Below are 12,100 nucleotides of genomic sequence, written 5' to 3' on the forward strand. Positions count from 1 at the left end.
TGATATGACGATCTGGATGGGCCGTTGAGGGAAATAACCAATCAGAATTGATATTTTCTTGGACTAGCCAATCATGATACTGCAGTAAGTCTTGTTTAACTGGCTTTAAATATAACGTGTTTGCTTTACCGGTCTTTTTATCATGAATAAAGGCCGTGTGTTTAACAGAACCGTCTGGATTATAGACATCTGATTTTTTTAAGGTCATGACATCACTCACCCGCAGTAGGGTGGCTTTACCAACTTGAAAGATGGTGTAGTTACGCCGACCCGCCCGAAAACTATCTAGTAAAGTATCTTGTACCATCTTTAAGACGTTGGAATCTTTGATGGGTAGTACGATTTGTTGCACCATGTTTTACCTATTCCTCACTTTACTTAATAAAATTTCTTTATCCTTAGGATCATTTAAAGCGTGAATCTTTGCATGACAATTAGGACAGACGGCAATACAATTTTCAATTGTATCTTCTCCACCATCTGATAAATAATTTATATGATGGGCATGCAAAAATGGCTGATTATATTTATCTAAAAATGGGGCTAATTGTTCACAAAGAGAACAATATCCATTAGCAATGCGTTTAACGTAGTTAGCAATGTAAGGACTCCTCTCAAAGGAAATAGTATTCACAAATCTTGAACTAGCCTTGTCATTAGGATTATTTTTATGGAATTCATGGTTGGAACGACTAATTTCTTGGGCCATTTCAGCTAATTTTGATTGTGGCAATTTTTGCAAATGTTTATCTTGCTGAATTGTATGACTCTGGATAATGGATAGTGGTAATTCCCCATTGCCGTTCTTTATCGTAAGAGGGAATTTATAAACTAATCTGTAATTATGATTAGCATCTAACTCACTCGCTTTGTACGGATTATTTGACAAATAAACTATTCCTCTGTAAATATATTCACGGCTAACAAATGACTCAAACAGATGGATCGTGATGTTATCTTGATTAGCTTCAACTATTTTCTTATTGTTTCTGGTTAACTCTTGGTCACCTTCTTTTCCTTGACCCGTATAATGCAACGTGTCTTTTTCCCAAGAATCTTGATAAGGCACATCTTTCTGATTAGCACTCTGATGAAAAGAAAATATAACTAGACTCCGTGTTTTAGTTGAAAATCTGACACCACCAGAATTAGATACCCTGAAGATCTCCATTATTTGGGCATTACTATATACATCACCAGTTATTAAAAGATTATTTTTGTCCATACTTTTGCATCCTTTTTTGGGGTTATTATAACATTAAAATAAAAAGAAGCCCCTGTTATCTAGTGATTAGATAACAGGGGCTGTTTTAATAGGTTTTCATAGGGTCGATTATATAATTATAGACCCTGAGTTAAGGAATGTACTGATGTTTTCTAGTATAGTCCCTAGTTTGATAATATTTATTGTATTTTTCTGTATTTAGTTATTCGATGATATCGAGGCTAATATGTCAGTCTTCCAAGCAGCCATTGGTTGGTATATCAATTTTTATAATCGAAATCGTATCTCAAATATTGCCTAAGTAACTGAATAAAAATAGTCCAATTTATTGACTTCTGAGCAATATTACCATCCTTGAAGTATAGAGGATCCTTATGGACAACTAACATTGGGACACCTATAGTACCGACGAGAGGAACCTATGAAATGTTACACAAAAGCTATAAGACAACTGATTGAGTTGATTATACCAACGTGCATAAAAACATTGTTGCGACAAAATAATATGTTGCTTGCTAATGTAGGGTTGGTTAGTCTTATAGACTTTTATTATCTGTAAACCCTTGTCCCTCAACGGTTTACAGATAAGGCTTAGTCTAAAATTGCTCTTTTTTTAAACATTAAACTTTTCTATTAACTTAATAATAATAACCACGGGCGAACTTAACCGTTGTGTTGACGGGTGCTTATCACGTAGCTTTCATATTTAACGATCAACAAAGTATTTTTTGATGCACAAAATAACTTTTATACTTCTTATCAGTGGTTCAGGCAAAAAAGAGTAAGAATTATTTAAATTCTTACTCTCGCTACATCTCCTTTTTGAGTTTAATATATTGCCAACACCGATAATACAATAGATGTTTTCTGAATAACCTATATCAACTTTTTATATTTTGGCTAAGTTTACTTTCACGTTTTAATATCTTACGATCATTTAAGACCAAATAAATTGTTAGAATAAATATTAACCCTAAGGCAATAAAAATAACAGAAGAGTTAGCTTGCCATCCGAATTTATCAACCAGTATACCAATCAAGGCAGTTGCTCCAACCTCTCCTAATACGTATTGGAAAAAGCCAATGAAGCCCGTCGAGAGACCAACAGCAAATTTAGGAACTGCTTCATTGATCATTAATCCGATAAGTGTTGCAGGTGCATAAATCAAAGTTCCCATAAAGAACAAATCAATAGTTATGAGGGTTTGATTTGTGCTAAAGAAATAAATAAGTAATGAGGCAGTTAATCCAAATAAACACCATAGACAAACTAACGCACGCTGCCCTTTTAGCTTATCCGATAAAATCCCCATTATAATAACACCTGGTACGGCAGCAATTTCAAAAATTCCTACTAACCATTTAGAGAAAGACGGGGTAAATCCTTTGGTAGGTAGATAACTAGGGATCCAACTCATGATTCCATAGCGAATGATATAAATCGCCATTGAAGTTACGGCCACAGCCCAAACAATTTTATTCGAAACGATATGCTTTATAAATACTTGCATAATAGAAAGATCAGTATTGTCATTGTTATCAATCTGGCCTTCACCTGTCACCTCTACTGTATCATCATATTTTGAAACAGGGGGTAGTCCTTCAGCAATAGGGCTTTCAGAATTAATGACCAGCATTAGTGTTGCAATCGTGACAGAAACGACTGATGCGGTTAAAAAAATAGCAGCAATTGAATTACTAAATAAAAATGCAGCCAACTCTACAGTCAGCACACACAAAAATGCACCGGCATTATGAGCAGAAGACCAAATAGCATAAGCCGTCCCACGCTTTTTCTTAGAAAACCACAAACTAATTTCACGCTGACATGCTGGGGCTCCCATAGCTTGAGCAGAAGCCATTAATAACATAAGCGCAATAATAACATAAAAATTATGAGTGAAAGCAAGGCCGGCATTAAAAAAAGCAGATAGATACAGACCTAATACCAAAAAGTATTTGGTATTCGCTTTATCAGATAAAGCACCCATAAATAATTTAGAAATCCCATAACCAATTCCAAAAGTTGAGAGAATAAGGCCAACTTGACTAATTGAAAAACCATATTCTTTCATAATTGAATGTTGTTCCGTCGTAAAAACCAATCGAATAATATAATAGGCAACATAAGAAAAACTGGTTGCAACTAGAACCCCTAACTGTTTCCGTCTAAAAGTACTATCAATTTCTTCAACTGGTACTTTAACATTAGAATTAGTTGAAGCTAATAACCATTTAAACATAATATAAATCCCCTCTCTGCATTTTAAACATAATATAAATTCCCTCTCTGCATTTTAAACATAATATAAATTCCCTCTCTGCATTTTATGAAATCGCTTACAACAACGATATAATATCACAAATAAATCACATTTACCACATAAACATTCATAATTTGAACAATTAATTCACTTTTATCAAAAACGTAACAAACATAATTTTAGACTTCAAAATTTTCTTCAGTGATTAAAATTATTGGGTCAATTAATGCTTATGTTTTAAATTTTGCTTTCAACATCTCCAATTTGAATTCTAATATTCAATCGCATAAAATTTTTTTTCCTTAGTTCTATTTTGATTTTTTCATACTCGGATAATTTTCGAAATACCGTTTTTGATATAGAATAAGTGTCCTACCTAATCAAATATTGAGTAGATGAATTGGACAAATTATAATAATAACCACGTGCAAACTTTCTGTTTTCGTGGTGGTTGATTGTCGCGCAGTTTACACTTTGGGTGACATCCTTGCCGTCATCATCACGCCAACCAAAGGCAAAATCACGGTTATAAGAGTGGCTATTCTTTGGTCGTGCAAAATAGTGCGCTGAATTTTGCGACAAGACAAACTGCACTTGCACAAAAGAAAAGAGTCCCGTGTACATGCCGTCACCGTCATACTTTTGGAATTGCTCAAATGCATTCCATTGGTTTTGTAAGGACTCATCTTTTTCTTCAATGTGGGCTACAGGTAACCCATTAATCAGTAGCAAGATATCAATCCGCCGCTTAGAGCTTAGACTAGTCGCTAAATCTGTGAACGTAATTTGGTTAACGACTTCATAACGTGAATGTCCACCAGCCACTTCATCACCATAGAATATTTCAAGTTCTAGCTGCGTCCCATCATCACGATTCAACGGTACGGTCCCAACACCACCCGCACCCGCCAACATGAGTTGCGCATCATACGGCGTTTTATTCTTCGTTAGTTCCAACTTCACTTGTTCAAACTCATTATCAGATAACAGAGTATCTTCTAGTCGTTTGCGATTGTTGGCATTCAGAATATCTCGCCAGTGATCATATAACCGATCAACTGTTACACCAGAATAATCTGTGAAATATTCTCAACCTTCACTCTTTAGCTTATCAATTACAGCTTGTTCAAATTTATCTTCCGCCATTTAACTAGTCTTCTTTTCTTTTTTAGTTGTAACTATTTACCAAAACGCCACCACTTTTTAGGTTTAGGTTGTGACTCCGGGGTGCTATTTTCAGGTTCCGGTTGTTTGTCTGACGTCACTTCTTTTTCACCATCATCATGCGGTGCCATCGTTAAGGCTTTCAAGTCCTTAATTTCTGCCTTGTATTCTTCGAGCAGTTGTTTGTCCTGTAAGGCTAGCCGTTGTTGCTGATCTAATAAATTTTGCATTTGTGATATTTGTGAATCTTTATTTTCTATTTGCTTATCTTTAACAGCTAATTGTTGTTCTAATATTTTAAATACATAGCTATTATCCGTTGTTTGCTTATTATCACTGGTAACATTAGTATTACCAACGTTACCACCAACGTTGCTACCTACTTTTTCACTGCCGTTACTACTAGAAAAATGCTGTTTTAAAAGCCTATAACCACTAACCGTTACTACTAATGTTTCTACTCCGTTACTATATACGGTTTCTACGTAGTTTGCTCTAAATTCATCGGTTAATCTTTTCCTAACTGCTTGCTTAGATACCTTGAATTCATCAGCAAGTTCTCGAATTGTTTTTAAATTGTCACTCATGATCTATATCCTGCCTTTTAACGATTGGTAGATACTGTTCAATCGATTTTTTAAGATACTTAGCAATATTCTTTTTAGAATAGTCATCTTGTTTATCTCGGATATATGCTAAGTGCTCTTTGACACCGTTTAAACCACGTAACTCTTTTAATTCGTCATAACGTGGATAAACATTTTTCTGTAACCCTGACAAAATAGACGTATCCGTTAAATCAATATATGACAACAAAAACTGCTCCATAAGTAACTTTGTATATGGACTTTTTATAGCCTTAACAGTCAACATGTCTTCTGTTTCTTCTTGGCGAATCTTGCCCTCAATATAAACAGGATCATCCTGTTTATAACTACTATCAGCTGCAACTTGTTTTTTAGTAATGTGAAAGACAATACTATCAATGCTGCGTCCTTTTTTGACTTTTTCGTATGTAACTTGAAGCGAAGTATGCTCTGTTATTTCGTCCAAAGGATTTTTCAATATCCATTTATCAAAATTTCTAAAATCCTGATACTCATCTATTGTATCCGTCATTTCTCGTAAGTCTCGTATACTCATTTCAGGGTTACGGTAACTTTGAACTTGCTCTTCTCTTCTGCCGCCTTTAACACTGTAGTGCTCATACTGGTTGTAATTCATTGATAGCCAACGATACAAAACAATCGCATACTTGCTATTCAATTCAGAAATTTCTGACAAAGCATGTTGCGTAAAATTTGTTTTGAGATTAATTAAATAGGGCATGATTTCGGGACTAAATCGAATTAATACCTCATCATGATAATCCGTCCATTCTACATAAGGAATTGGCACAATGCTCACAAACTTAAACCCTTTATCTTGCTCTTTTTTAATCTGAAAAAAAGCTTGTTTCTGCATTTTTTCAATCGCTTCTTTAAAGCGACTATGCTTATCGTTATCATCAACCTTAAAGAAAGCAAATAACTCTTGCTTTGATAAATAAACCGTCTGATCCTCTGGTGGATTATCTGTATCAATTAAAGACACCGCTAGTTCAAACATTTTAAGTGGTGTTTTGTCCATTTTGGCGATGGATGTAATCAAACTATTATGTTCAACGACTTTTCTTTTTGATAATTCATTCAAGGTCTGTACCTGCCTTGTCTTTGATTCTTCTGGTATAATGGTCATATAAATACACTCCTTTGGGTGTGTTGTTGGATAAGCATAAAGAAAAACTTTTTGTCGGGGATTTCTTTATGCTTTTTATTATATCATTTATAGTGTAGTTTTTTTAAAAAAACTACACGTATGCACAGTTTTTTCTACACGTATGCACAGTTTTTTCTACACGTATGCACAGTTTTTTCTACACGTATCTAGCTTTAAAGCACTGATAAACCTCACTTTATACCCGCGCAAAAGAACAAAAGATTAAAATATAAAAGATAAACTTATAATAGGCTGCGCCTTTTTATTGAACCCATAAAAAAACAAAACAAAAAGAACACCGTTGTACATAATGTTTGTCCAGAGTGTTCTTTTTGTTTTGAATTATTTTAAATGATGGATTACTGGTTATGTAACCTAATTGCCACTTATTAAGCCAATAGCGACGTTTTAATCTATTTAATGATTATTTCTACGTCACATGGCTAAAAACGCTTAGAACGGCAAATAAACCGGTTTAGCGTTAGAGGCTAGGTCCTTTAAAAAGATCACGCGTTAATTCAATGATTCGATTAATTAATGCTTTAACTTGTTCAATACCGCGATCTAATCTAGTTGGCGCTATTTTCGTATCTGGATCTGCTCTAGCTGTCGTCAGTGTTTTTAACCAGGCCTGGGCTACTTTTTTATTTTGAGTGAGTTCTTCATGATCCAGCTTATAAAGAACATACCGGGCCTCCACATCCGTATGGGATAGTTGGTCGACACCATAATCATTTTTAAGCATGTCTCGCATGGCATAATCCAGCTGTTGCTGGTCTCGCTGCCGCTTCTGAAGCGCTTGATGCGTTTCTTTCAGGTTTTGATAATCAGATTGGATGTCAGCTAATTGCACTTTGACTTGTCCTAACGTTTGCTTGAGTTCTTCTGTCTCATGCTGGCTTTGTAAGGTGGCTTTCTTCATCGTGGCTAACACGTTTTTAAAGCGATCTAAGTCATCTGGTTTAAGCACCGTCTTACCAAAGAGGTTTTTAGATAAGGCTTGTTTAAAATCATCAATTTGTTTTTCGGCTAAGTCAACTTCCGTTAAGGCTTGATCCGTGATTTTAAGTACGGCCTGTTTAGCCCTAATATTGTCTTCAACGTCAGCTAGTTCGTTTTTTAAGGCGTTAAACTGATCGTTGTATTTTTTGATTTCAGCGACATTCTCAAACGGTAAGGTTTTGTTATTTAAAATCCCTTGTTCATAAAAGGGCAGCACCTTTTTTAAATGCTGATCTAAATCATCATGAAAGGTTTGCAGATCATGTCGCGTTAGGACTTCTTTAGCGGATACTTTATAACGCGCTTTTTTATCATCAAAAACCACTGGTACAAAGGCATAGTGCAAGTGAGGGGTTGTCTCGTCATAATGTACGACAGCGGCCACGGCATTTTCTTGGCCATAACGGTCATTAAGAAAATTGGTGGTTGCTTCAAAAAAGGCGCTCTGTTGCTCGTAGGGCGCTTCTGCGAGTTCTTCAGGTAAAGTGACAATCCAAGTCGCTAACGCCTTCACATCGTCTCTTTTCATGCAATAAACGTCATTTAAACGCGCGTTGAAGCGTGAAAGCATATCTGAACCATCTGCCATGAGATCTTGATTCAGATAGGATTTCGACACATCAATTTCTTTGTTAGTGTGATGGTCGGTTTTACGTTCAAAATGAACGGCTAAGCCGGGAACTGAACCACGCGTATTTTTCTTTAAATGCGCCATCAAAATTGCCTCCTCAAAAAAGATTTTCCAAGACCAGTATAACACCGTTAAAAATCTGGTATAGCCTGTTATACCAAAATAATATTTTGGACAGGCTCTGCGAGGCGCGTCATCGACAAGCGATGACAGTAGCGTTTCCCCTTCCTGCTGGGGAAACTACTATTTTTCAGCGCCTATCATCCGGCTAGAAAAACCTCCGGCGGGTCACGCCGTGACAGGGCAATTTATCATTGCAGGATCACTTTCAGTGAGAGCATGTCATGCAGAACGCTGCCCGCGTGGGGCAAGCTGCTGTCAGCTTAACCACATTAAAATAATCGGTAAACGTAAGTGTATAATAACAAAAAAATTGTAGTGGACTATCGCAATTAATAGGTGTTATACAATAAAAGCAAACAAAAAGGCACCCTTAAGGTGCCCACATTATTTTAACGATCATTAAGATCATCAAAATAACGTTTGATTGCGAACGTCACAACAGCAACACAGATTGCGTTAAACAATTGTGTAAGTTCTTGAAAAAAGTAAAACATGGAGTCTAAACCTCCTTGCCGTTGCAGTATAGTAGGAAACAACAGCTTTTTAAGTATATCATGTTTTGAAATACCAATAATATAATGTTATAATGTTAATAGAAGAAAGTACATGGAGACTAACCTCTCTAGTAAAAAGGGCTAGTGCGTAGGAACACCAGCTCTTTTTGTTTGTCTTTTTTGAAGCAAGTTTCCTTTCAGGGCAAGACAGTGTATAATTATAAACAATAACTGCCATGAAACAGCTCTGCTGTTTCAAAGGCTTGGGCCAGTACGCTGGTCAAGCCTGGTGGCCCACTTTAAAATACAGTGACGCTGATAGTATGATGGCTAGACTGTTATTTTTGACAATTAAAGACGATTCAAAAAATTAACCAAGCCCCCAAATTACTAATAGGGGGGGTAAAATTGCAAATAAACCGATAGGTAACCCCTCCTCAACGCTTGGGGGAGTAAGTTTAAGTCGACATTTCTATTATGGGGCAAAAAGGTAATAAACGCCCCTTTGATGAGATTTATCTAATAAAATCAAGAAAGGAGCTGTTATGACGTACAATGCAATTAAGGGTCGCTTTACGCGCGTAGCCCCTGATAAAACGATTTTGTATGGCGACAAGTCTTATACGTTTGCCTTAACACCGGAACAAAGTGACCAGATTGACCAGGCTGTTTATGCGGTTGTCCTGGCCAAAAATTACAAAACGACCTCATTTTCAATTGATGAGAAGTTAACCTTGTCTGACGAAGAAGTCGCCCAACACAAGTTGGTGGTCCGTTTACGCCTCCGCAAAAAGCACAAACAGCCCTCTCATAAACCGCTCACGGACTAAAATTTCACAAATAACAAAAGGCTAGTTGTGGGGATTATGAGAGCTAGACCAATTATTTTTAGCTCAATTCACAAGACGTGATCACAGAAAAAGCGCCAAACCCTGTTTATTTCAGGTTTGGCGCTTTTTAGTTTAGATAAGCGACATTAAGTAAACCAAACATTGGTCGGCGGATGTCAAGTTGAAAACCACATGTTTAATATTTTAGTAAACTACTGGTTACATGTATGTAAAATTAACGAAGATTATTTTTTAATCAGAGCACAACTTTTTTTAGAATATCATGATTTGGTTTAAAAGTAAATCGGACGTACACGTTTTTGGAACGTCTACGCAAAGGCTTTTAGCAATCAAATTACTCACTATTATATCAAATATTTCAATTAATTAACCCGTTTTCAAATATTTATATTCTAAGCATAATAAAAAGACACACCAGGTGCCTTTTGTTTATTATAATATTTATACAGCTAGTCGTTTTTTATTTTGGTTTAATGACCAGGACCATACAAGTTTAAAACGACAACTCCTGACAAAATTAATACAATTCCTAAGACGCTGCTCAGATTAATAGATTCTTTCCAAACGACTACTGCCAAAACAGTTGTCAATACAATTCCTAAGCCAGCCCATAAAGCGTAAGCAACATTCAAGTTTATAGTTTTCATAGCTAATGCTAAAAAATAAAAACTTGCACCGTATGAAACTAAAGACCCCACAGTTTCCCAAAGCGAACTGAATCCGTTTGAAGCTTTTAACAAATTCGTTCCCAAGAGTTCACCTAGAATCGCGAGCCCCAAAAATATATATCCCATTAAATTACACCTACCTTTTTTTTATAACGAAAAAAAACGACAAAAATGAAAAAATTCATTAGTCGGCGTTTTTTAGCTAGCCACAACCCAGCTATTCATATATTTTTTATTATACAATTTACTCCGCTTAATTGCAATGTCGTTTTTAATTATTCTCGAATTCTTGTTTTTTAACTTCAAGCATACGTTGTTTACGCTTTTCATAAGCTCTACGGTAACGTTGCATGGCTTTATATTCCTGCTCAAAGACTACCATAGGTCGTTTACCGTCAAGTGCCTGTCTCAATGGCATAGCATTCATTTTTGAAGCTACTTCATCTAATTGTCGTTGTTTCACATCTTTAAATGACGTGCCTTTAGGGTACCAATCACGTAGCTTACGGTTTCTGTTTTCATTTGAACCACGTTGTTGTGGTGATGACGGTGTGGCATAGTATAGCTTAATTTTAAGCTCTTTTTGAACATATTCTAAAAAGTCCCATGAGATAAATTCAGAACCATTGTCGGCTGTTATAGTACGCACAGCTTTGCCATAACGCTCATAAAACAACCTAAATGCATTGAAACACTTGACTTCTGGTAGAAAAAGGACAAGATATTATCTTGTCCTTTGATTTTAATTGCCTTTAATAACGCTTCTAAGGCATTTTTGACATTTTACTAGTCTTTGTACTTTGTTGCTTTTAAAGTTTCTCTGTGGCTCTTATATGAGCTAATTTAGCCATTTTAACTTAATGATTGCAGGTATTCGCTGTACCACACTTCAAAAGTATTTCTCATTGCGCCAAAAATGTAATTTTCAGGATTAACTTTTTGTTTTTTATCCTGTTTATTTCTAATAGCGTTAAATGTTCTTCTCAATGAAACTGTGATGTCATGTTGCAAATCCTCGTAGTTATCTAAAAAGATAGTTGTTGGTTTTCCTGTTTGTTGAGTAATAAATGTTTCACTTGCCTTTTTAGCATTAAAAATAATCCCAATCATTTTTTCCATTTTCTTTGGATCATTTGCAGACCATAAACTGATTAACTTTATGGTTTCAGCTTCTAAAGGAATTTTACCTGAATTTCCGTTTGATACTAGAAATTCGCTTGCATTAGCTACAATGTCTTGATTTTGTTTTTGTAGAACATTTTGAGAGAAATTAGTTGATGAAAAATCAAGCATGCTTGTATCTTTATTAGTATCTTTATTAGTATCTAAGTTAGTCTTATATAGATTGTGTCCGATTTCGTGATGTCCGCTTGTATCAAGGGTTTCAGCCATTTCTTGTCGGCGTCCGATTTCGTGATGTCCGCTTGTATCAAGGGTTTCAGCTGTTTTATTATTTTCTTGTCGGCGTCCGATTTCGTGATGTCCGCTTGTATCAAGGGTTTCAGCCGTTTTATTAGCAAAATCCCGTTTAATATACACGTCTTTTGCTGTAACTTCTAAATCAGCAAGGTAAAGTCTGCGTTTAATTACAGTTGTATTCAATTAGTCTAACCAAAATCAATTTGATCTAACATGGTTTCCCGACTCGCTTGGTCTAAGCCAAGGTAAGTTAACGTCATAGCTTCACTAGAATGATTCAGTAAGTGCATGACTAAGCCAATGTTGTAATTTGACTGTGTATAGACACGGTAAGCGCCGGTTTTACGCATGGTATGTGTGCCGAGATAGTTGATACCTAATAAATCTCCAACGCGTGCCATGATTTTATAAAACTGCTTCTCAGTGATATGACGATCTGGATGGGCCGTTGAGGGAAATAACCAATCAGAATTGATATTTTCTTGGACTAGCCAATCATGA

At 35.8% G+C, this 12,100-nt stretch carries 10 protein-coding genes and 2 pseudogenes; 1 reads left to right on the forward strand and 11 read right to left on the reverse strand.

What is annotated here, in order from left to right; translation table 11 throughout:
* From AC1RPT_RS07450 to mobV, 7 genes and pseudogenes are all read right to left on the reverse strand, one after another.
* A partial coding sequence (locus AC1RPT_RS07450; RefSeq protein WP_481762950.1) for a site-specific integrase occupies nucleotides 1-355 on the reverse strand: 355 nt, incomplete at its 3' end.
* A gap of 3 nt (nucleotides 356-358) precedes the next feature.
* On the reverse strand, nucleotides 359-1,225 hold the full coding sequence (locus tag AC1RPT_RS07455) for an HNH endonuclease (RefSeq protein WP_150289734.1): 867 nt from the start codon (nucleotides 1,223-1,225) through the stop codon (nucleotides 359-361).
* 881 nt (nucleotides 1,226-2,106) lie between these two features.
* A complete protein-coding gene (locus AC1RPT_RS07460; RefSeq protein ID WP_481762195.1) occupies nucleotides 2,107-3,468 on the reverse strand; it encodes an MFS transporter in 1,362 nt (453 codons plus the stop codon).
* Between the two features lie 489 nt (nucleotides 3,469-3,957).
* Nucleotides 3,958-4,635, reverse strand: a pseudogene (locus AC1RPT_RS07465) (type I restriction endonuclease); the annotation flags it as partial.
* A gap of 32 nt (nucleotides 4,636-4,667) precedes the next feature.
* Complete coding sequence (locus AC1RPT_RS07470; RefSeq protein WP_481762198.1) at nucleotides 4,668-5,240, reverse strand: DNA-binding protein; 573 nt, start codon at nucleotides 5,238-5,240, stop codon at nucleotides 4,668-4,670.
* Nucleotides 5,233-6,390, reverse strand: a complete 1,158-nt coding sequence (locus AC1RPT_RS07475; protein ID WP_481762197.1) for a RepB family plasmid replication initiator protein — start codon at nucleotides 6,388-6,390, stop codon at nucleotides 5,233-5,235. The genes AC1RPT_RS07470 and AC1RPT_RS07475 overlap by 8 nt, the downstream gene beginning before the upstream one ends.
* Nucleotides 6,391-6,892: 502 nt before the next feature.
* Complete coding sequence (gene mobV, locus AC1RPT_RS07480; protein ID WP_481762196.1) at nucleotides 6,893-8,128, reverse strand: MobV family relaxase; 1,236 nt, start codon at nucleotides 8,126-8,128, stop codon at nucleotides 6,893-6,895.
* 1,078 nt (nucleotides 8,129-9,206) lie between these two features.
* Between mobV and AC1RPT_RS07485 the strand changes: the two genes are divergently transcribed.
* The gene (locus AC1RPT_RS07485) at nucleotides 9,207-9,491 is read left to right on the forward strand and encodes a hypothetical protein (RefSeq protein WP_224138772.1); all 285 of its coding nucleotides are present in this window, start codon (nucleotides 9,207-9,209) and stop codon (nucleotides 9,489-9,491) included.
* A gap of 491 nt (nucleotides 9,492-9,982) precedes the next feature.
* On the opposite strand, the gene AC1RPT_RS07490 is transcribed toward AC1RPT_RS07485, so the two are convergent.
* The 4 genes and pseudogenes from AC1RPT_RS07490 to AC1RPT_RS07505 form a co-directional block, all read right to left on the reverse strand.
* Nucleotides 9,983-10,306, reverse strand: a complete 324-nt coding sequence (locus AC1RPT_RS07490) for a DMT family transporter (RefSeq protein ID WP_014386287.1) — start codon at nucleotides 10,304-10,306, stop codon at nucleotides 9,983-9,985.
* A gap of 145 nt (nucleotides 10,307-10,451) precedes the next feature.
* Nucleotides 10,452-10,865: pseudogene (locus AC1RPT_RS07495) on the reverse strand (IS30 family transposase); the annotation flags it as partial.
* 167 nt (nucleotides 10,866-11,032) lie between these two features.
* Nucleotides 11,033-11,782, reverse strand: a complete 750-nt coding sequence (locus AC1RPT_RS07500; protein WP_224148372.1) for a plasmid replication initiation protein — start codon at nucleotides 11,780-11,782, stop codon at nucleotides 11,033-11,035.
* Between the two features lie 5 nt (nucleotides 11,783-11,787).
* Nucleotides 11,788-12,100, reverse strand: a 313-nt coding sequence (locus AC1RPT_RS07505) for a tyrosine-type recombinase/integrase (protein WP_481762951.1), incomplete at its 5' end; no start/stop codon positions are given.

This window comes from Dellaglioa sp. CoH-56-MRSF-11 (assembly GCF_056782135.1).

Coding starts and splice junctions, on each gene's coding strand:
- mobV (WP_481762196.1), bottom strand. CDS start 8,128: ATGGCGCATTTAAAGAAAAATACGCGTGGTTCAGTTCCCGGCTTAGCC.
- AC1RPT_RS07475 (WP_481762197.1), bottom strand. CDS start 6,390: ATGACCATTATACCAGAAGAATCAAAGACAAGGCAGGTACAGACCTTG.
- AC1RPT_RS07485 (WP_224138772.1), top strand. CDS start 9,207: ATGACGTACAATGCAATTAAGGGTCGCTTTACGCGCGTAGCCCCTGAT.
- AC1RPT_RS07490 (WP_014386287.1), bottom strand. CDS start 10,306: ATGGGATATATATTTTTGGGGCTCGCGATTCTAGGTGAACTCTTGGGA.
- AC1RPT_RS07460 (WP_481762195.1), bottom strand. CDS start 3,468: ATGTTTAAATGGTTATTAGCTTCAACTAATTCTAATGTTAAAGTACCA.
- AC1RPT_RS07470 (WP_481762198.1), bottom strand. CDS start 5,240: ATGAGTGACAATTTAAAAACAATTCGAGAACTTGCTGATGAATTCAAG.
- AC1RPT_RS07455 (WP_150289734.1), bottom strand. CDS start 1,225: ATGGACAAAAATAATCTTTTAATAACTGGTGATGTATATAGTAATGCC.